General features: G+C 30.3%; 27 protein-coding genes. All 27 read right to left on the reverse strand.

Going from position 1 to position 25,903, the window contains the following annotated elements; translation table 11 throughout:
• Nucleotides 1–51 precede the first annotated feature (51 nt).
• The 27 genes from H0I32_RS16645 to H0I32_RS16775 all read right to left on the reverse strand — a co-directional run bounded on the left by H0I32_RS16645 (nucleotide 52) and on the right by H0I32_RS16775 (nucleotide 25,701).
• On the reverse strand, nucleotides 52–849 hold the full coding sequence (locus H0I32_RS16645) for a DUF4241 domain-containing protein (protein ID WP_179314773.1): 798 nt from the start codon (nucleotides 847–849) through the stop codon (nucleotides 52–54).
• Between the two features lie 423 nt (nucleotides 850–1,272).
• Nucleotides 1,273–1,623 (reverse strand): hypothetical protein, encoded by a 351-nt coding sequence (locus tag H0I32_RS16650; protein ID WP_179314774.1) that lies wholly within the window; start codon nucleotides 1,621–1,623, stop codon nucleotides 1,273–1,275.
• Nucleotides 1,624–2,438: 815 nt separating this feature from the next.
• On the reverse strand, nucleotides 2,439–2,849 hold the full coding sequence (locus H0I32_RS16655) for a hypothetical protein (RefSeq protein WP_179314933.1): 411 nt from the start codon (nucleotides 2,847–2,849) through the stop codon (nucleotides 2,439–2,441).
• A 1,373-nt stretch (nucleotides 2,850–4,222) separates the two neighbouring features.
• Nucleotides 4,223–4,816 carry a hypothetical protein gene (locus H0I32_RS16660; protein ID WP_179314837.1) on the reverse strand — a complete coding sequence of 198 codons (594 nt, stop codon included), beginning with the start codon at nucleotides 4,814–4,816 and terminating at the stop codon, nucleotides 4,223–4,225.
• Nucleotides 4,817–4,971: 155 nt separating this feature from the next.
• Nucleotides 4,972–5,829 carry a hypothetical protein gene (locus H0I32_RS16665; RefSeq protein ID WP_246293655.1) on the reverse strand — a complete coding sequence of 286 codons (858 nt, stop codon included), beginning with the start codon at nucleotides 5,827–5,829 and terminating at the stop codon, nucleotides 4,972–4,974.
• A 161-nt stretch (nucleotides 5,830–5,990) separates the two neighbouring features.
• Nucleotides 5,991–6,380: a hypothetical protein gene (locus H0I32_RS16670; RefSeq protein WP_179314838.1), complete on the reverse strand. Its 390-nt coding sequence runs from the start codon at nucleotides 6,378–6,380 to the stop codon at nucleotides 5,991–5,993.
• On the reverse strand, nucleotides 6,353–6,787 hold the full coding sequence (locus H0I32_RS16675; protein WP_179314839.1) for an SMI1/KNR4 family protein: 435 nt from the start codon (nucleotides 6,785–6,787) through the stop codon (nucleotides 6,353–6,355). The genes H0I32_RS16670 and H0I32_RS16675 overlap by 28 nt, the downstream gene beginning before the upstream one ends.
• A gap of 734 nt (nucleotides 6,788–7,521) precedes the next feature.
• Nucleotides 7,522–8,673 carry a serine hydrolase domain-containing protein gene (locus tag H0I32_RS16680; RefSeq protein WP_179314840.1) on the reverse strand — a complete coding sequence of 384 codons (1,152 nt, stop codon included), beginning with the start codon at nucleotides 8,671–8,673 and terminating at the stop codon, nucleotides 7,522–7,524.
• Between the two features lie 170 nt (nucleotides 8,674–8,843).
• Entirely contained in the window at nucleotides 8,844–9,854 is a 1,011-nt protein-coding gene (locus tag H0I32_RS16685) for a phospholipase D-like domain-containing protein (RefSeq protein ID WP_179314841.1), read from the reverse strand.
• A 462-nt stretch (nucleotides 9,855–10,316) separates the two neighbouring features.
• Complete coding sequence (locus H0I32_RS16690) at nucleotides 10,317–10,541, reverse strand: hypothetical protein (RefSeq protein ID WP_179314935.1); 225 nt, start codon at nucleotides 10,539–10,541, stop codon at nucleotides 10,317–10,319.
• Between the two features lie 417 nt (nucleotides 10,542–10,958).
• Nucleotides 10,959–11,144 (reverse strand): hypothetical protein, encoded by a 186-nt coding sequence (locus H0I32_RS16695; RefSeq protein ID WP_218747100.1) that lies wholly within the window; start codon nucleotides 11,142–11,144, stop codon nucleotides 10,959–10,961.
• 196 nt (nucleotides 11,145–11,340) lie between these two features.
• Nucleotides 11,341–12,033, reverse strand: a complete 693-nt coding sequence (locus H0I32_RS16700; protein WP_179314913.1) for a hypothetical protein — start codon at nucleotides 12,031–12,033, stop codon at nucleotides 11,341–11,343.
• 177 nt (nucleotides 12,034–12,210) lie between these two features.
• Nucleotides 12,211–12,780, reverse strand: coding sequence for a hypothetical protein (locus H0I32_RS16705; RefSeq protein ID WP_179314931.1), 570 nt, complete (start codon nucleotides 12,778–12,780; stop codon nucleotides 12,211–12,213).
• A 165-nt stretch (nucleotides 12,781–12,945) separates the two neighbouring features.
• Nucleotides 12,946–13,437, reverse strand: a complete 492-nt coding sequence (locus H0I32_RS16710; protein ID WP_179314903.1) for a hypothetical protein — start codon at nucleotides 13,435–13,437, stop codon at nucleotides 12,946–12,948.
• A 580-nt stretch (nucleotides 13,438–14,017) separates the two neighbouring features.
• On the reverse strand, nucleotides 14,018–14,902 hold the full coding sequence (locus H0I32_RS16715; protein ID WP_179314904.1) for an AbiJ-NTD4 domain-containing protein: 885 nt from the start codon (nucleotides 14,900–14,902) through the stop codon (nucleotides 14,018–14,020).
• 153 nt (nucleotides 14,903–15,055) lie between these two features.
• A complete protein-coding gene (locus H0I32_RS16720; protein ID WP_179314918.1) occupies nucleotides 15,056–16,141 on the reverse strand; it encodes an OmpA family protein in 1,086 nt (361 codons plus the stop codon).
• A 226-nt stretch (nucleotides 16,142–16,367) separates the two neighbouring features.
• Nucleotides 16,368–16,688, reverse strand: a complete 321-nt coding sequence (locus tag H0I32_RS16725; protein WP_179314909.1) for a hypothetical protein — start codon at nucleotides 16,686–16,688, stop codon at nucleotides 16,368–16,370.
• A 178-nt stretch (nucleotides 16,689–16,866) separates the two neighbouring features.
• Nucleotides 16,867–17,571 (reverse strand): hypothetical protein, encoded by a 705-nt coding sequence (locus H0I32_RS16730; protein WP_179314908.1) that lies wholly within the window; start codon nucleotides 17,569–17,571, stop codon nucleotides 16,867–16,869.
• A complete protein-coding gene (locus H0I32_RS16735; protein WP_179314907.1) occupies nucleotides 17,544–17,888 on the reverse strand; it encodes a PadR family transcriptional regulator in 345 nt (114 codons plus the stop codon). The genes H0I32_RS16730 and H0I32_RS16735 overlap by 28 nt, the downstream gene beginning before the upstream one ends.
• Before the next feature lie 889 nt (nucleotides 17,889–18,777).
• A complete protein-coding gene (locus H0I32_RS16740; protein ID WP_179314871.1) occupies nucleotides 18,778–19,395 on the reverse strand; it encodes a hypothetical protein in 618 nt (205 codons plus the stop codon).
• Nucleotides 19,396–19,550: 155 nt separating this feature from the next.
• Nucleotides 19,551–20,012, reverse strand: coding sequence for a hypothetical protein (locus H0I32_RS16745; RefSeq protein ID WP_179314870.1), 462 nt, complete (start codon nucleotides 20,010–20,012; stop codon nucleotides 19,551–19,553).
• Between the two features lie 159 nt (nucleotides 20,013–20,171).
• Entirely contained in the window at nucleotides 20,172–20,813 is a 642-nt protein-coding gene (locus H0I32_RS16750; RefSeq protein WP_179314869.1) for a hypothetical protein, read from the reverse strand.
• A gap of 160 nt (nucleotides 20,814–20,973) precedes the next feature.
• Nucleotides 20,974–21,492: a hypothetical protein gene (locus H0I32_RS16755; protein WP_179314868.1), complete on the reverse strand. Its 519-nt coding sequence runs from the start codon at nucleotides 21,490–21,492 to the stop codon at nucleotides 20,974–20,976.
• A 9-nt stretch (nucleotides 21,493–21,501) separates the two neighbouring features.
• Nucleotides 21,502–21,756 carry a hypothetical protein gene (locus H0I32_RS16760; protein ID WP_179314867.1) on the reverse strand — a complete coding sequence of 85 codons (255 nt, stop codon included), beginning with the start codon at nucleotides 21,754–21,756 and terminating at the stop codon, nucleotides 21,502–21,504.
• Between the two features lie 159 nt (nucleotides 21,757–21,915).
• Nucleotides 21,916–22,395 carry a hypothetical protein gene (locus H0I32_RS16765; RefSeq protein ID WP_179314866.1) on the reverse strand — a complete coding sequence of 160 codons (480 nt, stop codon included), beginning with the start codon at nucleotides 22,393–22,395 and terminating at the stop codon, nucleotides 21,916–21,918.
• 2,269 nt (nucleotides 22,396–24,664) lie between these two features.
• Nucleotides 24,665–25,186: a hypothetical protein gene (locus H0I32_RS16770; RefSeq protein ID WP_179314895.1), complete on the reverse strand. Its 522-nt coding sequence runs from the start codon at nucleotides 25,184–25,186 to the stop codon at nucleotides 24,665–24,667.
• Between the two features lie 155 nt (nucleotides 25,187–25,341).
• The gene (locus tag H0I32_RS16775) at nucleotides 25,342–25,701 is read right to left on the reverse strand and encodes a hypothetical protein (RefSeq protein ID WP_218747101.1); all 360 of its coding nucleotides are present in this window, start codon (nucleotides 25,699–25,701) and stop codon (nucleotides 25,342–25,344) included.
• Between the last annotated feature and the right edge of the window lie 202 nt (nucleotides 25,702–25,903).

Genomic DNA, 25,903 nt, shown 5'->3' on the forward strand with positions numbered 1-25,903 from the left:
TAAGTAGGCGAGAACCAGCCATTAATTATACACGGTGTTGCCAGTAGTTTTTTATGCATATTCTGGTACAAGTAACACTAAAAAATCAATTACAAGAGAAACTATTTCTCCGTCTTTGTCAATTCCCCAATATGAAGGATAAGAACCATCTCCATAACCTGAATGAAACATAGTAATATTTAATTCCGAGTTAGGAAGTTTAAAGTTTATCCAATCTCCATAATCATTTTCATCATTTTGGTCTTTTGCATTTTTCTTAAATTCAGCCGCAAATAAGTCGTCATAAATATTGCCTTCGGGATTTGCTTTCATAAAATCCGATTCAAATTTTTGATATTCTTTTCCAGATTGAAAGTCATAAAATCCGCCTAAACCTGCGTCAACCGGAAATCCAAAATAGTCGGCTTCATCAGTCAATTCATTTATGTCATCTTCTTCTCTTAAAGCCATAACCCATTTTTCGGCTCTTTTGTTATTAAATTCAAGTTTTGCAATAGCATATCTGTCTCCAGATTCTTTGGTTTTTGCAACGTAAATTTTGATTGGATATTTACCAGGTTTGACTGTTTTTGTCAAAGGTTTAGTTTCTGAATAAACTAATGGGTCACAAACTACGATTCGTCCACTTGGAACATTTAAATCTCCAATTTCAATTAATTCAATTGGTGTTTGTTCAACTTCTTTATTGTCAAAAATCAGATTGTAATCAGCGTGAGAAAGTATTTCGGTTTTCTTTTCAGTTTTTTTCTTAAATAGTCCAAACATTTCTTTGTCTTTTTGCGATTTTTTGTCCGATAAATTACAAGACAAAAAGGTTAAAATTATTCCGAATATTAATAGTTTTTTCAATGTTTCTTAAATTACTGGCAACGGTTTTGTGTATGGTTAGTTGCGTGGTTTAGCGACTAAGTTAGCAAACATTTACGAACCCGTGAATATTCCGCAGGAATATTCGCAAGTAAGCTCAATGAAGCAATTAATTATACACGGTGTTGTGCATAGTTTTTTACTTTAAGCAATTGACGCGACTTGCGTAAAGAAGAATATGACAAATATTAAAAAAACTAATATTCCTAATTTTTTCAGCAAAGTTAGTGTTGCTTTTTCTTTTTTAGAGACACCAAACATCTTCGCGGAATCAGAATCTTTAGATATCCAGTCACTTACTAATTCCCTATTGTTATTTATGATAATCAGCATTTTTATCATAATTATTGCTATAGAGATTATCAAGGTAGATTTAAATATTATCACTTATTGTCTAGTAATTTTTTATTCAGTTTTATATTCCGTTCTTAATTCAGCATAATAATCATATTCCTTATCGAGTAAGCTTTCCTCAAACTTGTATTTCAAATATTTCATATCCAATTCAGTCAGAGAAACAGTCTTTTTTCCGTCCATAAAGTTTTCAATCGCTTTTTTGTGATAAGCGCAAAAAATTCCCCAAACCATTAACTTTATAAAATTGGATTCATTTTCGGTTTTCAATTCCGCATTGTCCCATAATTCGGATAATGTTTTAAAATTTCCGCCACTTTTTACAACCATTGTTCCGTCCGAAATATCAATTTCAGATGGATAATATTTAATTGTCAGATTATAAACTTCCTTAAATGTCAATTTTTATCGGGTTTAGGTAAATTATGCACAACGGTGTACGTATATGAAAAGTAGCGTCTTCATTATCAGCTGCCTTTCGGGTTTATATATCTTCTATAAAGAAACAAAAAATAAAATTAAATCAATGACTAAGCTATTTTTTATATGCGCTGTTGTGTTTAGTATTTTTATTTTCTTTTGGTTTATAGCTTTCCAGGATCTTTATTCTAGGCTTAGATTTGGTTATCTACTTTAAGCTTAAAATACGTAGTATGGACGACGCTACATAGGATATTCAGCCACCAGACATTGTTTTGTTTTAAAATTGGTTATATACCGATATATGGCTTGTTTTAAAATAAAAACTTTCTTCGAATCCTTATTATTTAAATTTCTAAAAATGATGAGTTGTTGAAAAAAACATCAATGTAAGGGACTATAAGTCAGGTGTTTATTAGTGTTAAATAATATAACAAACTTGACTTTCTCATTTTTTTTCAATAACTTCAGACAAACTGTTTAACGTTTTCAAACGTTCTGAGAGCGCGCTCTCAACGATTTCAATCGAACAGTTTGGCGCTTTAAAAATCTTCCTACGTCGATTTTCAAATCACATCATTTTTGGAAACTTAAAAGACCTCGAAGAAAGCTACAATGTTTGGTGGATGACCGAAAGTCGGCAATATTAATCACAACGTGATTGTGTATGAGTTAGTTGCGTGGTTAAGCAACTAAATTAGTAAACTTTTACGAACCCGTGAATATTCCGCAGGAATATTCGCAAGTAGACAAGAATACAGCAATTAATTATACACGGTGTTAGGCATTGGCTTTTTTTAATATTCAGTTAGGTTCGGGAAAATATATTTATCATTTTCTTTGTCATATACAAATTTATAATCGGGTAAATTAAATTCGAAAGCTTCCGATGCCCAAAATGCAATTGCATAAAATAGTCCCTCGCTTTGATAATCACATTCATTTAATTCAATTTCTTCAAGGATTATTTTTGTTGTATGTTTAGTTTTTTCCGTAATCATTGAGTCTACCCATTTTATTCCAGATAACAAAAGGTTAATTTCTTGAGTAGTCAATTTTATGTTTTCGACTTTATTTTCATAAAATAAGTTCTGAGATATTTTTATTCCACCGTTATCTTTTTCAATTCTTGCTGAAATTTTAATCAATATTCCCCAATTCAAACCATATTCTCTAATCTTATAAATTGAAGTGAAATTTTTTTCCATTTGAGTGATTTTCAGCTTGTGCCTAACGGTGTACGTATATGAATAGTAGCCTTAAATATTCAACTGCTATTCGGATTGTATATCTGTTTATAAAGTAACGAAAAATAAATGAGACCAATGACTTAGCTATTTTTTATATGCGCTGTTGTGTTTAGTATTTTTATTTTCTTTTGGTTTATAGCTTTCCAGGATCTTTATTCTAGGCTTAGATTTGGTTATCTACTTTAAGCTTAAAATACGTAGTATGGACGACGCTACATAGGATATTCAGCCACCAGACATTGTTTTGTTTTAAAATTGGTTATATACCGATATATGGCTTGTTTTAAAATAAAAACTTTCTTCGAATCCTTATTATTTAAATTTCTAAAAATGATGAGTTGTTGAAAAAAACATCAATGTAAGGGACTATAAGTCAGATATTTATTAGTGTTAAATAATATAACAAACTTGACTTTCTCATTTTTTTTCAATAACTTCAGACAAACTGTTTAACGTTTTCAAACGTTCTGAGAGCGCGCTCTCAACGATTTCAATCGAACAGTTTGGCGCTTTAAAAATCTTCCTACGTCGATTTTCAAATCACATCATTTTTAGAAACTTAAAAGACCTCGAAGAAAGCTACAATGTTTGGTGGATGACCGAAAGTCGGCAATATTAATCACAACGTGGTTGTGTATGAGTTAGTTGCGTGGTTTGGCAACTAAGTTACTAAATATTTACCGAATAGAAAATCCGAGAGGATTTTCGTACGTAAGCTCTATAAAGCAATTAATTATACATGGTGTTAACTGTAGTAATTACTTGGTTTTTATTTGTTTGAGTGTTTTCGATTTCTTGATATTCCACAATATTTATATTCCGATGATTCTGAATTAATTTTAATTATTAAACCTCTAATTTATAAAAAAAAAAATCGAGCGATGCTCGATTTCCGTTAAGTTCGGCTTTTGCAAACTTGCTAAAATTCCGACTGAGTGAATTTCTGCAGTTTTCAATTCGGATTGAGTGAGAATTCGGATTGAGTGAGATTCCAATTCCAATTAATCAAACGAGCTAAAATTCCAACGTATTTTTATTCAGATTTCGAGTGTGAAATTCGTGCGTTGTGTTTATCAATCTAACGTTTTAAAATTCAGAATTCGAGTGAGTTTTTTGCATTCAATTCGGCTTAAGCAACTTGTTTTTTTTGCTTAAAGTTCCGAATTTGATTGCGCTGCGTTATTACAGTTAACGTGATTGTGTATGGTTAGTTGCGTGGTTAAGCAACTAAGTTAGCAAACTTTTACGAACCCGTGAATATTCCGCAGGAATATTCGCAAGTAGAGAATAAAACAGCAATTAATTATACACGGTGTTGTACATTGCCTTTTTCAGAGTTTTGTCGTTTTATTATCAGTTGTTGATATTCCTGTTTTATACATTTGATTCCATCCTCTTTGTCCGTTTTCCGCAAATTCTGTTTTCGTTAATTCTCTGTTCTTAAAATCAAAAATTTTGAAATCGGTAAACCAAATTCTTATGTCAATCGTAACTTCATCTTTACCAATTTGTTCGGCAAAAAGGTCAATTGTATTCATACTTGACCAATTAGATTTCTGAATTACGTCAAGACTTATTTTGTCCGACCAATCTTTAAATTGCTTTTCGTCAAGGTTTAGAAATTCCCAACCATACATTGAGTCGAGAATAAGTCCGTGAAATTTTGATTTCAGCTCGTTCGGTTTTATTTTTTCAATTTCGGCACTTTCATCATCCCAACTTCCTTTTCGATAACTTACTGCAATTCGTCCATACTTCTCAAAAAGTATTCTAAATCGGTTATCATCAGGAAATTCATTATTTGAGTTCATCGAAATACAGTTCAACAAGACTTCCACTATATCAGATTCAATTCCGACATAGTTTATTTTAGATTCGTTGAATGCTAAATCTAATTCGTCTTTTTGTTTCTTATCGATTTTCATTAGGTTGTGTACAACGGTTTTGTGTATGGTTAGTTGCGTGTTTAAGCAATTAATTTAGTAAACATTTACGAACCCGTGAAAATTCCGCAGGAATTTTCGCAAGTAGGCAAGAACCAAGCAATTAATTATACACGGTGTTATGCCACGTATTTTCTTTAGTTACAAGGTCTTTTTCTCGCGTAAAATCCTGCTTCATTTTCAAAGAAATTGTCATAGTAGCAATTACGATTTATGTTTTCTATCAGGTACAAAGGTCTTAATATAGCTCCTTGCAAATCAAAATAGAATATATTATTTATTTTATTGAACGTATTTGATTTTGTTTTCCAATTATCAAATGGTTTATTCAAATATGTATTCACAAAATTATAATCATAATATTGATAGATATGTATTATTTCGTGAGAATATAGAGTATAGTCATTTATTCTGTCATTTGTAAAAGCGATAACATTTCCATATGTGGATGCTCCACTATCATATTTTGGGTCGCTCGTTGAGAATATAAATTCGCCAGTCTTTAAAGTTTTGCTAAATTCAAATTTTGTATTACTTGCAACAGCAACTGTAAGAAATAATGAAACAGGCATTATTTTATATTTTACTTTAAATTTATTTTTTGTGTAAAATTCTAGTCGATTGAAACCTATGTTTAAATGCCATTGTTCCCAAAAATTTCTATTAGATGAAGCATTTTCAATGACTGAAGTTCCGGCAGAATTAACAAGTTTTCCATACCAACTATATTCTAATGCTTGTTTTTGTCCGATTTTAACTATTAAATTTTTGCTTTCATAAACCAGATAACCACCTAAAGCTCCTTGTCCCATACCTTTCAGAAGAACTTTGTCCCACTTTTCATTAGGCTTTTTATTTATAAGCGCACCAATTCCACTAAAAACTGCACCGAATCCAATATTATATAGTGCCATTTCAGAGTTAGAATTCTGACCATCTGAGTAGCTAGAATAAAGAAATATTGAGGTTAAAAAAAATAGCTTAATTTTATTCATAGGCGTTTTTTCATATGTGGCATAACGTTGTTGTGTATGGTTAGTTGCGTGGTTAAGCAACTAAGTTAGTAAACATTTACGAACCCGTGAATATTCCGCAGGAATATTCGCAAGTAAGCTCAATAAAGCAATTAATTATACACGGTGTTGTGCATAGTTTTTTATTTCGTTTTGATATAATAAATTTCTTTTAATTGACCATTATATAGACCTAAATGTCCAGTTTTTCCAGCTTTATAAAGTCCGATTATTTCGACTTTTTTTCCATTTATTCTTTTCCACACGCTATCTAATTCGGTTGCTGGTTTGAATGAATTAATCCAAATTTTTTCTGATTTTGAAAAAATTCCTTTGTTTTCTAAATCGAGATGTAATTCGCCAACGATTTTGAGAGTGTCATTGTCAAATCCCGTTGGATTTTGCATTAAATCACTAATGTTCGTCAGTTCAATTTTTTGCGAAAGTTCTGTATTGCCAAATTCGATTTTATTTGAATTACAAGAGATTATTAGTCCAATAAAGATTAAAATTTTGATTTTAATTTTTCCCATAATGAACTTTCTCTAATATTAAGCTTATTAACCGATTCAGCTATTTTTTCTACTTTTCTTGTTTCGTGATTCCAGAAATATAGTTGGTCAGTCAGATTTCCATTTCCGTTATGAGTCAAGATTAATTTATTTCCAAATCCGTCCGCACCAATAGCGATTCCATTTTCAGGAAATCCATTCCATTCATGAGCATTTTTAGTTTCAAGTCCGATGTGATTGCAAGTCCGACTTATTCGTTTTCGGTCAGATTTATCAAAGAAAGGATGTAGTTCAAATTCAAATTCGCTGGAAATCAATAATTCTCCACCATTTAATTTAATCATTCGATTTTTGAATTCAGTCGGAAATTTTACATTTAATTCCGATTCAGTTTCTTCTATGTATTTTTCGTCAACTGGAAATGGCATTTCGAGGTTTTGTTAAATTATGCACAACGTGTTTGTGTATGAGTTAGTTGCGTGGTTTGGCAACTAAGTTACTAAATATTTACCGAATAGAAAATCCGAGAGGATTTTCGTACGTAAGCTCTATAAAGCAATTAATTATACACGGTGTTAACTGTAGTAATTACTTGGTTTTTATTTATTTGAGTGTTTTCGATTTCTTGATATTCCACAATATTTATATTCCGATGATTCTGAATTAATTTTAATTATTAAACCTCTAATTTAGAAAAAAAAAATCGAGCGATGCTCGATTTCCGCTAAGTTCGGCTTTTACAAAGTTGCTAAAATTCCGACTGAGTGAATTTCAACAGTTTTCAATTCGGATTTGAGTGAGAATTCCTATTGAGTAAGATTCCAATTCCAATTAATCAAACGAGCTAAAATTCCAATGTATTTTCATTCAGATTTCGAGTGAGAAATTCGTGCGTTATGTTTATCAATCTAATCTTTTAAAATTCAGAATTCGAGTGAGATTTTTGCATTTTATTCGGCTTAAGGAACTTGATTTTTTTTGCTGAAAATTCCGAATTTGATTTCGCTGCGTTATTACAGTTAACGTGTTTGTGTATGGTTAGTTGCGTGGTTAAGCAACTAAGTTAGCAAACATTTACGAACCCGTGAATATTCCGCAGGAATATTCGCAAGTAGGGAAGAACCTAGCAATTAATTATACACGGTGTTAGGCATCTGGCTTTTTATTCTTTTTCCATTTTTAATAATAGATATGAAAGTTCAATTGATAAATTTCGAACCTCTTCGCTTGAATTCAAATTATTTGCTAAAGTAGCAACTACCACTTTTTTATCAAAATATATTCTAAAATAGCTACTTGCCCCAACTTGTGTTCCATTATGTTCAATGACTTTTCCAAATTTAGGACTTTTCCAATTATCCCATCCGAAAGTATATTCCATTTCCTTACTGTCATTATTAGTCAACTGAATCATTAGTTTTGTTGTCGAAGGATTTAAAAACTTATAATTTAAGACTCCTTTTCCAAATTTTAGAAGGTCTTCTGCTGTTGATTGTATTCCTCCGCCAGAATATGTGTAACTCAAATCATTTTTTGGACTTCTGTAAAAATGATTTCCGAGTTTTATGTAAACATTCGTTTTGGTCTGTTCTAAATTAGTGTTAGTCATATTTGCTGGTTTCCAAATATTTTCCTGCATATAAGTTTGATATGATTTTCCTGAAACTTTCTCTAAAATTGCACCAAGTAGTGTGTAACCAAATGATGAATATAAAAATTCAGTTTCTGGTTTAAAAACTAGTTCTCTATTCTCAAATTTTTCAAGAGCTTTTTCGCAATTATCATAGTGAGTAAAGTTGAAAATTCCTAAATCAGATTTGTAATGAGGAATTCCAGATGTATGATTTAATAATTGACGAATTGTAATTTCTCCTTTTTTCTTTTTTGGAAAATCAGGTAAATAGTTTTGGATTGGTAAATCTAAATTTATTTTTCCTTTTTCGTAAAGTTGAAGAATAGCAACAGCTGTCATTGGTTTGCTCACAGATGCAATTCTGAACTGACTGTTTTTAGATGGTTTTTCTTGATTTCCTTTATTTAAAAATCCTGCTGTAGATAACCAATTTCCACATTTTTCTGAATAAACAGCTGTTGAAATTGCTAAAAACACATTTTTATTTATTGCGGAATTAATAATACTATCAGCTTTGAAGCTAAAACTATTTAAGTTGTCACAATTTAGATGATTTTGACTTTCTGATAGTGAAATTGGCTTGTCTGAAAATGGATTTAAACTATAAGGCTCAAAAGTCCAATAGAACAAATAGGAAAGTAGAATTACAATTATTCCTAAAACTATTTTTCGTTTGTTCATTGTATCCAGAATGGTTTTTTCAGCTTGTGCCTAACGTTGTTGTGTATGGTTAGTTGCGTGGTTAAGCAACTAATTTAGTAAACTTTTACGAACCCGTGAATATTCCGCAGGAATATTCGCAAGTAGGCAGAAATAAAGCAATTAATTATACACGGTGTTGTGTGCAGTTTTTAACTTAATTCTTTTTTTAATTTAATAAATTCAGATGCAAATTCTTCTGCCATTACTTTACTTTCTACAAATGAAATAGTTTCATTATTGTATTCAGCTTTAACAGTCCAATTATATGAACCGTGGATAACTTTCTTTAAATCTATTACACAAAATTTATGGTGCATTAATTTATTAAAAACTCCATTTTGAGGAACCAAATGAACCTCAAAGTATTCCTTTAATTTAGTGCTTAATTTAGAATTTATTTTGTCATCATTTATTATGATTTGAATGTTTACACCTTGTTTTGATTTCTTATATAATAGATTCGCTAATTCATTATCTGTAAACCAAGCAACTGCAATCCAAATTGTAAATTGAGCTTTATTCACTTCATTTTTAATCAGCTCTCTAATATTTTCGAATTTTGATATTAAATTAACATCGTTACCATCTTGTATAATGTTCAACAAGCTATCTAATTCGCTGTCTGGATATTTACCTTTTAATTTTTTTGCTAATTTGAATATTTCATTAGGTTCTATATGTGTAATTCTAGAATATACATAGTTGTATTTACTTTTAAATGCTTCTTCTATCGTTCCATTTGCTAGTCCATAGCCTTCACAAAGCATTGGCAAATTATTCGCTGATTCTTTTATTAGATTTTCACATACTAGATTAGATAGACTATTCGCTGTATTATTAGATATTTGAGTTTTTTCTTTAAGTGTTGAGTTATAAATGTCCTTAATATCATTTATATAGTCAATTACACCAATCAAATCAGTTTTTAATTCATAAGCTTCTGTGATAAATTCAGGTCTAGGGTTCATAAGATTAACCATACCTTGAAGTTCCTTATCATCTACTCTTTTTACTGATGCTAAAAATCTGTTGGCAATGTCTCTAAATGAATACAAAAATGCAGTTTGTTTGTCAGGGTCATCACTTGGTGAACAGTTTCCTAATGGAAATTCTTCAATCTCATTTGCTAATTTTAAAACTCTTTCAATTAATGCTGACATTTCGTTTTTTTTAATTGCACACAACGTGTTTGTGTATGGTTAGTTGCGTGGTTAAGCAACTAAGTTAGTAAACTTTAACGAACCCGTGAAAATTCCGCAGGAATTTTCGCAAGTAGGCTAGAACCTAGCAATTAATTATACACGGTGTTAGCTGTAGTAATTGATTTATTTTTTATTTATTTGAGTGATTTTGTACGTTTAAAATTCCATTTTCAGTTTTAGTTCCGTTTTAGAAAAAAGAGCTGAAGTCAGATTTCGAGTGATAAATTTATTATTTGTATTTACAATTCTAATTTCGCAAACCAGCTAAAAAATCCAGCGAAATTATATTCAGATTTCGAGCATAAAATTCCGATTAAATGAAATCCGAGAGTTGAGTGAGAATATCTAGCGTTATTCTAGTCAGCTAAACTAGTACCTTTTAGTCGAAAAAATTAAGACTACAATAAACTTTTAATGAGCTTATTTAAATATTATATTTTTTTGTTTTCGTAAACTATTCTTTAAACCTACTGCACCACAAATCATCAAAACTACTAGTGCTCCGCAAATAATATAGTTATTTAGACCATATTCATTAAAATTAGTCTTTCCCAGATATGATATTAACATAATGATTGGAACAATAATTAATATTATAGCAGCATTTTTCTGTGATTTAATTTTTTTGATTTCTTTTTCAGTCATAATGTTTTATTTAGTTCGTGAGTTCTGTGAGTTATTACAGCTAACGTTGTTGTGTATGGTTAGTTGCGTGGTTGAGCAACTAAATTAGTAAACTTTTACGAACCTGTGAATATTCCGCAGGAATATTCGCAAGTAGAGAAGAAAACAGCAATTAATTATACACGGTGTTGGCGATAGTATTTTTATTTTTTTAAGGTTTGTTTCAATTCGAAATAATTTTCAGCGTTCTGTTCAGTTTTTTAATTTGCTAGAGATACCAAACGATTAATAATTCCGAAATACTTTTTTCAACATTCAGTTCGGTTTTTCTCAATCTATCGGATTGATTTATTAAAATTCTTTATTGATATAAAAACACATAAAAATTTCCGGCATTATGTTTATTTTTTTTCCAGCATCTATTTTAGATACTTCTAGTTAAATTTCTAACAACACTAACCCAATTCTCTTAAAATGAGCTTGTACACTTTCTACTTTTTCAGTTTTGACATCGAAATAATAATGTTCGTATTCATATCTTATGTTTTCCGCACCAAAATTTACTATCATTTTACGATGTATTGTTTTTAATTTTTTGGATGTTTTAAATTTGTGCCTTTTCATTCTATCGTTTATTCTTTCAGTATATTTTTTTTCAGCATTCTGCTTGGATATTATTGCCAACGTTGTTGTATATGGTTTGTTGCGTGTTTCAAGCAACTAATTTAGTAAATAATTACGGACAAAGAAAGTCCGCGAGGACTTTCGCAAGTAGGCAAGAAGCCAGCAATAAATTATATACGGTGTTGGCAATAGTTTTTTATTTTCCATTCTGAACATTCCAAGATTTCTCTACGGCTTTCATAAATGCATAAGGTTTAACTAAATTATTTTCATAAACGATTTTAAATTCATATCCAATCAATGAAGAATAATCATTTTTCATTCTCTCCAAAATTTTTTCGCAACATTCCATAACTTCTCCGATTTCCTCTTGTACTTTGTGAAGAAACTCAATTTCAAAGTTGTCATATTGTGGTATTGGAATAATACTTTTATTTGCATTTATAAAATCTGAAGACATATTAAAAAACACTTTTTTCTGAAGATACAATGATTCAGGAATATGTAAGCTCCAATTCCTTAAACTATTAAATGCTGAAAGGATTTCATTCTCTTCTTGAGTTAATTGTTCAAGAGATATATTCAAGTTATTTCTTTGCTTATAAAGTATTTTCCTAAATTTTCTATATGAAACTGCTTTTTTGCTTTCGTCTCCAATTAGATTGAATAGATACTGATATAATCTATTTGTTTTGTCGCTTATTGAATCGAAAAGGTCAGAATTTATAAATTTAGCGTTTGGGTTGTGTTTTATAATTAATTCAATTTCAGAACTGTATTTTGTTAGTCTATCTTTTTTTTGAATTAAGTCAATAATCAATTCGGACAAATAAAATATATAATCAGCTTTTTCATTGAATTTAAATATTTTTGAATTATTATGTTCCATTTATCTTTATTGTGCTGTCTTTCAAATTATTGCCAACGTTGTTGTGTATGGTTAGTTGCGTGGTTAAGCAACTAAGTTAGTAAACATTTACGAACCCGTGAATATTCCGCAGGAATATTCGCAAGTAGGGAAGAACCTAGCAATTAATTATACACGGTGTTGGCAGTAGTGTTTTGCTTACATTTCCAATTCTAATTCCCAATCTTCTACTTTTTCGTTGTCTATATACCATTGAACGGCTCTTTTTATTGCATATTCTTGATTTACAATTTTTTCGTTTATAAATTCTAAATTGTTAGCCCATATGACAAATACTGTTTCCCAAAAAGTTGCTCCATAGGTTATACAATCTTTTATCATATTTCCAGATAATCTTAGTTTGTCTATTTTGTCGAATGAAAGTCTATTAGCGAAATCTTTTAACGAGTTAGCAAAGTCATTTCCATCAAAGTCAAAATTCAATTCCCATTTTTCAAAGTTGTTAAAAATTTGAAAGTTGTCTGGTTCAATAGATTTACATATATATTCTGCAACTCTTTTATTTATTCTATTTGAGTCAGAATTTCTCTGTTTGTGGTTTGCAAAAACACAAAATGATTCAAAGAGTAAATTCGGGTTTTCATTGAAAAAGGAAATATGGTTTGTTTTTAGCTTGTTGTTAAGTAAATCAAAATCAAGTGTTCCGTTTAATAGATAAAATGTAAAGAATCTTATATCAGCTTTTGATTTTGTGTCAAGTCTTTTCATTGTCATTTCGTTTACTAAGGTTGGTCACGGCATTACTGCCAACGTGATTGTGTATGGTTAGTTGCGTGTTTCAGCAACTAAGTTAGTAAACAAAAACGAACGCGAGAAAATTCCGAAGGAATTTTCCAAATAAGCACTTGCCAAAGCAATTAATTATACACGGTGTTAGGCACAGTTATTTATTTTCTTTTTAATAATTCGGTCATTTTGAGTTTCCAAAACACAATATTCCGTTTGACTTTCATTCAGACCAATTTGGAAATAGCGACGACCAGAAAACCAAGTTTCAGGTTTTTCAGATTCGAACCAATTCCGCAACAGTGGGATTCCGATTTCAATTAGGAATTCCTTTGTCGGTTTACTGATTTCTGCCTTAACAGCGTGAAGTATAATTGTCCATTTGTCTAAAGGCGTAGAATAATTTCCAGATATCAGAATGTTAAATCTTAATAATTCTTTAGAACTCCCTTTCAAATAATTTAATGTGTTTTCTCCTGGAATAAAAAGTCCCATTCCGCCACCTTCATTTTTATTGAACCAAATATTCAACTTATCATAAATTTCCACTTCAGATAAGAGTTCCGAGATTTGTTTCAGTCCAACAGAGTAAGTCAGACCTTTTCCAGTTTTCGATTTTGTGCTTTTGATTAATTCCAATGGTTTTCTCTAATTGTGCCTAACGGTCTTGTATAAAAAGAGTTGCGTTTTTGCGTGCGAGGAATTTCCGTAGGAAATTCAGATGTAGCAAAAGTGCAACGACTTTTAAATTAGTTCTAAATATAGCGATTTTTTTTATGCGTTGTTGCCAACTGTTGCGAGACATCTGAGTAATCACGTTTTTTAATTCCGCTTAATAGATCAATTCCGAGTGAAGTTCGTAAAGTAGTTCTTTTTTTTAATTCCGTTTAATGGATAAATTCTGAGTGAAGTTCGTAAAGTGGTTCTTTTTTAATTCCGTTTGAGTGGCTTTTCCGCAAACAAGTAAAATTCCGCAAGAGTTAATTCCGAATTGGAGTAAATAATTTCGTAAAATTTAATTCAGATTGTGAGTAATTTTTTCCTCGTAAAGTTTGGAGGAATTCCATTCGGTTTTTTTCCGAGTTATAGTTGGCAACGGTTTTGTGTATGGTTAGTTGCGTGGTTCAGCAACTAAGTTAGCAAACTTTTACGAACCCGTGAATATTCCGCAGGAATATTCGCAAGTAGGGAAGAACCTAGCAATTAATTATACACGGTGTTAGGTGTTGTTTTTTATTTTGTCCAATTTCATTAAGTATCTTATCAATGACACACCAGTATAAAAAACAAATTCAGCGTCTTCAATTTTCAGGTTAGAATGACTTGTTCCTCCGTGTCGTATTGAAGGTGTTGCATTTGAAAAAATATATATTTTATCAATTACATCAACCAATAATTTAGGAAATTCAGATTCTTTTTTTAATTCTTTAATTACTTGACCTAATGTACTAGTTTTTGGATAAATTGTCCGTCCAATACTTTCAATTGCACTAACTATTTCTTTTATTCCATTTTCAGAATCAATTGGAATTGAGAAAATATATTTAATTGCTTTTTTATAATGATTACGAGCAGGTTCAAATTTATCTTCAAGTTCGTTTTCTGCTGTTGTAACTGTTTTTAGTAAAACTTCAGGTATATTTCTAGATATTTCTCCCTTTTCATTTAATCTCCAAACAACATTGTCTTCTTTAAAAAGGTCATTGATTTTTTTTTGAAATGAATTGAACCCAAATTCTTTTAATTTTTCGTCCTCAAATAGATAGTTAATTTCATTCAATTTTAATTCTTTAGAAACAAGCTCAATGAAGTCATAAACATAATACCAAGGTGTTGATTTTAAATGCTCGAAAAGCCTTTCTTGACATAACCAAGAATCATAATCATCTTGGTCCATTTCTATTCTCGTAATACTTGAAAAATCTTTGTGCATTTTTTTAATACCTAGTGGTCTATTTTCACTAGAATATCTAGAATCCATATCTATATAAAGTAAATCTTCTAGAATTTGTAATAATGCAACTCTTGTCCATTCAGGAAAATCCTCAATGATTTCTTTACTGACTTTTTCGTCGAAACCATATTTTTTCGAAAATCTATTCATTTTTTTTAAATAACACCTAACGTGATTGTGTATGGTTAGTTGCGTGGTTCAGCAACTAATTTAGCAAACTTTTACGAACCCGTGAATATTCCGCAGGAATATTCGCAAGTAGGGAAGAACCTAGCAATTAATTATACACGGTGTTGTGCTTAGTTATTTTTGTACAATCATAAATGAAACTCGCCTGTTTTTATTCCGACCTTTTTCCGTTTCATTTGTCGAAATTGGTTTTGTATTGCCGTATCCAATTGCAGAAATTCTACTATTATCTAAGCCTAAAAACACTAAAAAATTGGAGACCGATTTAGCCCGATTTTCTGACAGCTCTTGATTAAAAATAGATGTTCCAACATTGTCTGTATGACCAGAAATTAAAATTCTAGTTTCAGTATTTTTTTCAAGGAATTTATAAATAGATTTAATTTCCAATTTTGCATTTTCCGATAGTTCAGTACTATTAAAATTGAAAACTACATTTGTAAAAGTATAGTCTTTATTTAATTCAATTTTTTCAGTTTCTGTTTTTACTGTTTTTTCTTGAAATACTTCAGTGTTTTGTTCATTTTCTATTTTTGGTAAATCGGTTTGTTCCAAACTTACTAAGTCGATATAGTAATAAGAGATATTAAATCTGTTTTTATTTGAAACAAGAATTTTGTCAGTTTTTGAGTTTTTGTTGAAGTTACCAATCGTCAAAAATTGTTCAGTTCCTTTCGCATTGAATTCTTTAGAGATTAATGTCCAAGTACTAGAGTTGGCATAAAATCTTGTGTTGTCAATTTTGTAAATTGAATAGCTATCAATTTTGGATTTTTTTAATTGCTTTTCAGATAATTCTCTTGAAATAGTTGTGTTTAACTTATCTGCCGATAACATAAAATCAATATTCTTTATTGCAAAATCGGATTTTTCAGCAAGATTTACATAAAATGATAGTTTGTATTTAGTTCCTTTTTCCAATTTTTCGGATAATTCTACTTGAATATATTCGCGATAATTTTCATCAGAGTGCAAATAGAATCCAGCATAATTCTTTCCAGATTTTGTTTCTTGCATTCCGTTGTAATTATTAGGAATTCCAACTGCTCCTTTAGCACAAGTACTGAATACATCTGTAGTTCCCCAAGTTGGTGTTGACCAATATTTTACATTATTGTCAAAATTTCCAATTAATTCCGCACATCTTTTGGTTTCTTCAAAACTTGGATTTTCAACCAAATTCTGTGAAAATAATTGCATTGAAAACAGTAGAAAAAGGATTTTAATTTTAGTCACAATGTTTTTTAATAATTAAGCACAACGTTGATGTATAAGGAAAGTTGCGTGTTTGTGTGCGAGGATTTTCCGAAGGAAAATCAGAAGCTAGCAAACGAGCAACTAACATTGGTTTAGGTAAAACTAGTAATTTTTTTTATACGGTGTTGGCAATAGTTTTTTTATTTCAGTTAGTATTTCTGCTATTTATTCAGTCAGCAGTTTTTTTTATAAATTCATTCGTGAATTCAGATTCCGAGGTTTTTACAAACAGAGTGTCTTTTTCCGAATTGAATTTATACTCCATAATAAAGTCTGTTTCTAATTCAGGGTTAATGTTTGTCAGTTGAGTATAGTAAATTTTTGTTCCGTCACTTTTCCAAGAGAATTTTGTAGTTTTTTCCCAAGCGTTAGAAACTAAAGAATCCTTAAAGAAATTCAATTCCACAATATTCGCACTTTTAGTTGATTTCCAATTTCCAAGTAAGTCAGAATTGATGTTGTTTTTCGAACAACTTTGCAGAAATGTCATTACTAATATGATTTGGATTACGGTTTTCATAAATTATTGCCAACGTGTTTGTATATGGTTTGTTGCGTGTTTCAAGCAACTAATTTAGTAAATAATTACGAACAAAGAAAGTCCGCGAGGACTTTCGTAAGTAGGCAAGAAGCCAGCAATAAATTATATACGGTGTTGTAACCAGTACTTATTTCGTGTATTTTAATTTATTATACTTTTTATTTTTCCAAAAGAAAATTAGTGAGGTTGTCAACAATATTAATCCACTCAACATTTTATAAATTCCAAAATTTAATTCCAATGTATAAAAATCAGCAATTGGATTTCCCAATTTAGAAACATCTATTCCAGGAAGTGGAACTTGAGCATATAATCTATATGTAATTAAAGAGGATATAATAATTAATGTAACTAATATATTAGCATTACTTAAAAGTTGTTTTCCTCTTTTTAAATTAAAATATATTATGCTAAAGATAGAAATTGAAGCAAAAGCCAACAGTGTTATAGAAATAATGTTGAATGTACTTTTATCAATATTTAACTTTTGAGATAAAAGTAGAGTTATAACTAAAAATAATTTACTCAAAATTATGAATGAAATATAAATTAGAGCACCTTTTAAATATGGAATAAGTTTATTAATAAATGAGAAGTTATTATTAATCTTATCAAATTCTAAGCAGATGTCATCGATTTTTCCAATTCTTTTTTTTGCGATAAGAAAAGATTCCTCTTTATTTAGTCCCTTGGATTCCAAATCATCAATCAAATCAAGTAAGTGATTTTCGAGTTCAATTATATTTGATTTAGTCAAATTGTTTTTTTTAGTTAGAATTGATTTCCATTTTTGGACATTATTTTCTAAATTAAATTCGGTTCTATTTTCCATATTTTTGTTATTATTTGATTAATTGTATTCCAATTTTTTTTTTCTGTCTTTAGTTCTTTTTCTCCTTCATTGCTGATGTTGTAGTATTTTCTTTTTCTTCCAGATTCTGCAATTTTCCAAGATGACTCGATAAAGCCTTTCTTTTCTAACTTATGTAGAACTGGGTATAGAGTTCCTTCTCCAAATTCTATTTTTCCGCCTGATATTTCTTTGATGTTTTGGATTATTTCATAACCGTAAGATTCATTTTTCTTGAGAATAGACAATATAATTGGTGTTGAAGATGCGCCAATCAGTTCTTTTGATAATTTTTCCATTTATAATATGTTAGAATACAAATATACATTGAAGTTCGATGTATAAAAAATAAAATGCTAATTATTTTTCTCGTATTGGTTACAACGGTGTACGTATATGAATAGTAGCCTTAAATATTCAACTGCTATTCGGATTGTATATCTGTTTATAAAGTAACGAAAAATAAATGAGACCAATGACTTAGCTATTTTTTATATGCGCTGTTGTGTTTAGTATTTTTATTTTCTTTTGGTTTATAGCTTTCCAGGATCTTTATTCTAGGCTTAGATTTGGTTATCTACTTTAAGCTTAAAATACGTAGTATGGACGACGCTACATAGGATATTCAGCCACCAGACATTGTTTTGTTTTAAAATTGGTTATATACCGATATATGGCTTGTTTTAAAATAAAAACTTTCTTCGAATCCTTATTATTTAAATTTCTAAAAATGATGAGTTGTTGAAAAAAACATCAATGTAAGGGACTATAAGTCAGATATTTATTAGTGTTAAATAATATAACAAACTTGACTTTCTCATTTTTTTTCAATAACTTCAGACAAACTGTTTAACGTTTTCAAACGTTCTGAGAGCGCGCTCTCAACGATTTCAATCGAACAGTTTGGCGCTTTAAAAATCTTCCTACGTCGATTTTCAAATCACATCATTTTTAGAAACTTAAAAGACCTCGAAGAAAGCTACAATGTTTGGTGGATGACCGAAAGTCGGCAATATTAATCACAACGGTTTTGTGTATGGTTAGTTGCGTGGTTTAGCTACTAAGTTAGCAAACTTTTACGAACCTATGAATATTCCGCAGGAATATTCGCAAGTAGGCAAGAACCAAGCAATTAATTATACACGGTGTTGCCACACGTTTTTTATTCCTTTTTCATATTTTTTTAGTTCATTTTAGTGGCATTGGTGGTGGCGGAATTTGCCTGAAATAATCAAAGAAAACTCTTAATTCGATAGAATCATTTATTTCTTCGTTTATCTCGTCAAATGTGCTTGTTAGTTTTATCAACACCTCTTTAAGTTCTTTTCCGTTTTTACTCGTATCGATTGTTACTTCAACAAGTGCTTTTTGAGGTGAATCGGAATAATAAGGAATCTTACCTTTATTCAAATAGTGTCTCTTTAAAATTCGTTTCAGTTCATCGATTGAATATCCATCGTCAATTAAAATTGAGTCAGATTTTATTCGTAAAATATTCTTCTGTTTTATTAATCCTTCGTCATAAACATAAGGCGTTAATCGTTTTTTTATTTTGTTATCTTCAAACTCTACTGTAAGTTGCCCATAATTTTCTTCTTGAAAAGAACTAATTCTATTAGTTATTTGCTTAAAATTTAAGGCAGTCGTATCAAGTCCGATTAATTCTCCAATATCTATTTTAAATTCTCGGTCAGTTGGATATTCACGAATCTCACTCGGTTTAATTTCCGCTTGTTTTGTTCTGTCTTTCTGTCTGCAAGAAATCAGAATTCCGAATATTAATGCTATGTAGATTGCTTTTTTCAAATGTGTGGCAACGTTGTTATATATGGTTTGTTGCGTGGTTAAGCACGTAATTTAGTAAATATAAACCGAATAGAAAGTCCGCGAGGACTTTCGTAAGTAGGCTAGAACTAGCAATAAATTATATACGGTGTTCTACGCAGTTTTTGTTTCATTCATTAGTAAGTTGGTATATGTTTCCAAACTTCTGCTTGAATGTTTTTTATTTCATTCCATTTAGGAATTTCTTTTTTCACGATAGAATCCAATCTTTCGCTTTTATAAAATTCCATACAATGACTGAAAATTCTTTTTCCAACTAAATGTTCAGGAACTCTTTCAACTGATTGAATTGAGTCCTGCTTTATTTTAGCAACTTCTTTTCGTATTATTTGTTTCAGAGTTGGGTCAAAAATTGCGATTCCAATTCCGTTATAATACGATTTGTCATTTTTCAAAATATAGTTTTTGATTTCTTCATTTTCGTAACCCTCCAATAAACATAAGCATAACGCTCTTTCCTTAAATTCAGATTCCCAATTATCAAATCCCCAAGATTTTCGTTGTTCCATTAATTCAGAATTCGGTTGATTACAACCCGAAATCAATAAAATAAAAATTAAAATTTTGTATATTCTCATTGTCGTTTTTAAATTGCGTAGAACGGTCTTGTGTATGGTTAGTTGCGTGGTTGAGCAACTAATTTAGCAAACTTTTACGAACCCGTGAAAATTCCGCAGGAATTTTCGCAAGTAAGCACTTAAAAAGCAATTAATTATACACGGTGTTATATGCAGGTTTTATTTCAGTTTCTCTTTTAAACGCTTTTCAATCCGAAAAATAAGATGGAAAACAAAATCGAAATAGAATTTAGCATTTTCTTTCGCAAAATTCTCCATTTGTAAAGCTTGAAAAGTCGGTATGATTTTTTGATTTATACTTACTTCTTTTAAGTCAGCATTTGGATTTGTAAAACTTCCTTGAAACATTGGCGAATTATCAGGTAAATCAGCTAGAATTTTACTTGAGTCAGCGTGCGAAAATCCATTTCTCATTAACTCACGAATTATATCGAATAGAAAGCTTTTTTCTTTGTCCGAAATCAGTTCAAGTTTTTTACATTTTTCTATTGAGTTTCCTAATGGAATTGAACCATATTTTTTATTCGGCTCTTCAAATACGTCATTCCATTTTTCAATCGGTATTGGTCCAATTCCTGTATCATTTTTAATCAAAGCAAGTTTTAGAAGACGTTCCAGTAAGTTGTTTGTTAGAGTTATTGTAGCTCTATCAAATTCAAGAATTAGGCACTTGTTTATCTCAAAAATCAATGTGTTAAATTCACAGAAAATTTCGAGATTAAAATCAAAATATTTAGCCAACTCCGGAAAGTTTTTATCCAGTTTTTCAATAAAGCTTTTTTCGAAAACTACTTTCTCCATTTGAGTGATTTTTCAACTTGCATATAACGTTTATGTATAAGAATAGTTGTGGTTTTGTGTGCGAGGATTTTCCGCAGGAAAATCAGATGTAACAAAAGTGCAACGACCTTTGGTTTAGCCTAAAAATAGCAATTATTTTTATACGGTGTTGTACAACGTTTTATTCTTTTTTAATAGGTGTTATTTGAAATTGATTCTCTTTTGAATTTAATGAGTCAATTCTTTTTTCAAGAATATTTACTTGTTCTTTTAATAATTTGTTCTCGTTTTGAGTTGAATTATATTCAGTTTTTAAATTTTCTGATTGAAAATATTTATAAATGCCAAAAAAACCAAAAGCAGTAAAAAAGATTAAAAAAATTTTTTGATAAAGTGTAAGAGGATTTTTTTTTAAAGATTTTTGATATTTGTTGTGTCCTTTTATATTCCTCGCAGCGATACCTTCTTTTGTTAATTTCAAATAACCTCCGCTACTTTCTTTTCCAAAATAACCATAAGTTTGACCAAACTCTTTAACAGCATATATAATGTCCTCTGCATTTTCAAGTTGTGATTTAACTTTTGGATTAAAATACCTTTTGTCAAAAAGTATGTTATTAATATTAATTAAGTTTATGTCTGAACATTCAACTATAATAATATCTAAATATTTTATTATTGTCTTTTCGTCTACACTCATAATTTAAAATTAATTAGTGCAATTATCTATTACTGACTGAATCATATTGGCAGACTTTTCGTCTTCTGCTTTTATTGAAAAACTATATTCTTTTGTTGTTCCTGAAACTGTTACTTCGGCACCATCATTTAAAATTAATGAATCGAAGCTGCTTTCTATACAAAGTAAAATATCCGTAAAAGTTTCATTTAGTACACCATTTAAGTCCAATAAATCATTGTTGTTCACTTTAAGGTATTGGACATTGTTTATAATTCTTATCATATTTTTTTTTAATGTTGTACAACGTGATTGTGTATGGTTAGTTGCGTGGTTAAGCGACTAAGTTAGCAAACATTTACGAACCCGTGAATATTCCGCAGGAATATTCGCAAGTAGGGAAGAACAAAGCAATTAATTATACACGGTGTTGTGTGTTCGTTTTTATTCAGGCCATTTTATTGTTTCATCATCTATAAATAAAGGATTGATTTGAATTTCAGATAATTTATTATTATCAAACCAAAAATTAATTCCTAAAGTGTCAGAAGAATATAATTCGTGAGTTGGGTTTTCAATAGTTGACATATCTTCATATTCAACATCAATTATTTTAAGGTTTTTTAATTTTGATAATATCTCGTTTTTATCTTGTCCAATAAATATACTATTTTCAAATAAGTAAGTTTCAGATTCTATTGTTATTGAACCGAGTCTCCAATCTTCATCCTCATCAAAAGAAATGTTCAGCCCTAGATTTTTATAATACCAAATTTCGGTTAAATCTTTTTCAGTATTCGAATATGAATATTTTTCACAATCGTCAGGTTCACCTAATATTTGTTTTGCATCATCTTTTGATATTCCAAATTTAAGTTCACCGACTCCAATTCCAGTTTTTATTTTTTTAGAAATCTGTTTCATTAGTAGTAGGTTTTTCTTAAATGACACACAACGGTGTACGTATATGAATAGTAGCCTTAAATATTCAACTGCTATTCGGATTGTATATCTGTTTATAAAGTAACGAAAAATAAATGAGACCAATGACTTAGCTATTATTTATATACGCTGTTGTGTTTAGTATTTTTCTTTTCTATTTCGTTTATAGCTTTCCAGGATCTTTATTATAGGTTTAGATTTAGTTATCTACAAAAAATTTAAAATACGTAGTCTTGACGACGCTACATAAAGAGCCAGCCACCAAACCTTGTTTTGTTTTAAAATTGGTTATATACCGATATATGGCTTGTTTTAAAATAAAAGCTTTCTTCGAATCCTTATTATTTAAATTTCTGAAAATGATGAGTTATTGAAAAAAAACATTAATGTAAGGAACTGTCAATCAGGTATTTGTTAATGTTAAATAATACAATAAACTTGACTTTCTCATTTTTTTTCAATAACTTCAGACAAACTGTTTAACGTTTTCAAACGTTCTGAGAGCGCGCTCTCAACGATTTCAATCGAACAGTTTGGCGCTTTAAAAATCTTCCTACGTCGATTTTCAAATCACATCATTTTTAGAAACTTAAAAGACCTCGAAGAAAGCTACAATGTTTGGTGGATGACCGAAAGTCGGCAATATTAATCACAACGGTTTTGTATATGTAAAGTTGCGGGTTTGCGTGCGAGGAATTTCCAACGGAAATTCAGACGTAGCAAACATGCAACGACCTTTTGATTTAGCTAAAAGTAGCAATTTTTTATATACGTTGTTGCCTACAGTGCTTTTTTCTTACTTTAATTCAACGTTTCTCTTTTCAGGGTTTGAGTAAGTTCGTTCGTTTTCAATTCCTCAAACTTGTTCCAATTCAGATTTATTATTTTTTCAGTAGAGTGGAAGTCATGCGTAATTTTTGCGTTCTGTTCTGATTTCTGCATTTCCATAATTTTAGTCAAATTCCGCACAGCAATTCAGTCAGATTTTGAGTAAGCAATTCCGACGTCGCTTTTCATTCCCCATTTGAGTGAGAATTCAGATTAATTTTCAGAATTTCACAACATAGGCTTTTCGTTTTTACTTTCTTAAAATTCTAAAAAAAATCGAAAATAAAACCAAGCCTTTTAATCCGCAAACTTGCTCCAGCATTGTAGGCAACGTGTTTGTGTATGGTTAGTTGCGTGGTTAAGCAACTAAATTAGTAAACTTTTACGAACCTGAGAATATTCCGAAGGAATATTCCAGATAAGCAGAAACAAAGCAATTAAATATACACGGTGTTGGCAGCCGTGCTTATTTTTTTAATCCTGCGTTGTTGCTAATCAGACACGCATTTTCCACACAGCTTGTATATCCTGCGCTATATTATTAATATCTAGGAAACTTATCAAATTTTAGTTCTCGTGTTTAATGAATTAGATAATTATTCCAATTTAGTTCCGCAAGAAATTAAAATTTCCGACTCCATTTTTTCTGATTTTACTTACTTAAAAGTCAAAAAAAAAAATCGCGAAAAAGTAACTAGGCTTTTTTATTGCGATGTAGCTATTTTTTCAACCGTAATTTTCCGTTCTGCTTATAATTCCTGCGTTGTGATTTTCATTCCAACGTTTTGAAATTCCAATTTTATTTTATTCTCAAAATTTAGAGTTGTATAAGTTCCAATTTAGAGTTGGACTTTGCCGCACACGCATTGCTGCCAACGGTTACGTATAAGAATAGTGCGTAGTTTGTGTGCGTGGATTTTCCGAAGGAAAATCATAAGCAACCAAACTCGCATTTACTCTTGGTTAGGCACTAAACTAAGCATTATTTTTATACAATGTTAGCATGCGTGTTTATTTTTGTCGGACTTATTTTACGAAATAGTTGCGTTTAATTTTTCAAAACCTAGGATTTTTTGAGCAAGAGTAAAGTCAGTTGCTCGTTAACTTTGCGTAATGTTTGTTAAAAGTCAGATGTTTTGCGCAAGAGTAAAGTCAGTCGCACGCAACAGTTGCGTTTTGAATGGTCAGAAGTCGGTTGAGTGAGATTTTAAGGAATCTATTTTAAACTACTTTTGAGTGATTTTGAGTGATTTTTATTTTTCCAGAGCTGAGTGAGACATGAATGCTAACGTGTTTGTGTATGATTAGTTGCGTGGTTTAGCAACTAATTTAGCAAACTTTTACGAACCCGTGAAAATTCCGCAGGAATTTTCGCAAGTAGGCTAGAACAAAGCAATTAATTATACACGGTGTTGTGCGTTCGTTATTTTTCAAACGGTATTTTTTGTTTAAATTCAGGATTCCGTTTATCCCAATTCGTTTTTTCTATTAGATAATGCTTTTTAAATTCCGATAACATTTTTTCATAATCAGCTTTTGAGAATTCAAATCCGCTTATTTTTTCAAACCATTCAGCTTTTGAGCCAACTTTTTCAGCGTTATATTCTGTCGTTTTATCAATTCCTAACCTGTTCCATTTTATTGTTTTTCCGCAATTTTCAATTTCCGCTAAAATTATCGTGCAGGAAAAATCATTATCGTCTGGACACATTAGTATTGGGCAAATTGTCATTTCGCCGATTTCAGGTAAAATTCTATTCCAAACAACTTTACGTTCCTGTTCTATTTCCATCCAAAAAAGTAGAGTAGGATAAAGTCCTTTGTACATATTGTTCGGATAAAGCTCTTCAAGTTTTTCGTCAAGCCAAAATCCGTCAATTTTTAGATTCAGAAAATCATCTGTTCCGTAGTCACTTTTATCTATTTCGGCTTTTATCGTATTCATTGGTTTTAATGACGCACAACGTGTTTGTGTATGGTTAGTTGCGTGGTTAAGCAACTAAGTTAGCAAACTTTTACGAACCCGTGAATATTCCGCAGGAATATTCGCAAGTAGGCTCAATGAAGCAATTAATTATACACGGTGTTGTAACCAGTTTTTTAATTTGGTTCTTTATTTGTCAGTAATGATTTGTATTTATTCATTATTTTTTTGTCGTAAAAACTGAAAGAGTATTGCCCAATTAAAATTCCGATAATTGGAAAAATAAAAGGAAAAATAACTTCAAATTTTAATATTTCATTTCCGTTTAAAAATTCATTAATTGAAATTCCCCAACACATTATAAAAATTAATATCAAAATTATGTCAGTTCTATAATCAAGTGAATTTTTAAATTCAACACTAACTTTCTCGTCTGTTTCGGAATTCAGAGTAATATCAGATTCTACACTGTATCTATTAAAAGGAAACTCCATTAAACCACTTAATTTTACTTCACTAATTTCAGTTACAGTCAAGTTTTTAGTTTTTGATTTCAAGTCACTCTTTATGATATTCAGAGGTTTTTCAATCAAAAGTTTATGTGTTTTTTTAAAGAACATTCCTAATTAGAGTTCGAGTGTTAAATTGGTTACAACGGTCTTGTATATGGTTTGTTGCGTGTTTTAAGCACCTAATGTAGCAAATACAAACCGAATAGAAAATCCGCGAGGATTTTCG

This window comes from Winogradskyella sp. HaHa_3_26, from assembly GCF_019278425.1.
Classification (GTDB): Bacteria; Bacteroidota; Bacteroidia; order Flavobacteriales; family Flavobacteriaceae; genus Winogradskyella; species Winogradskyella undariae.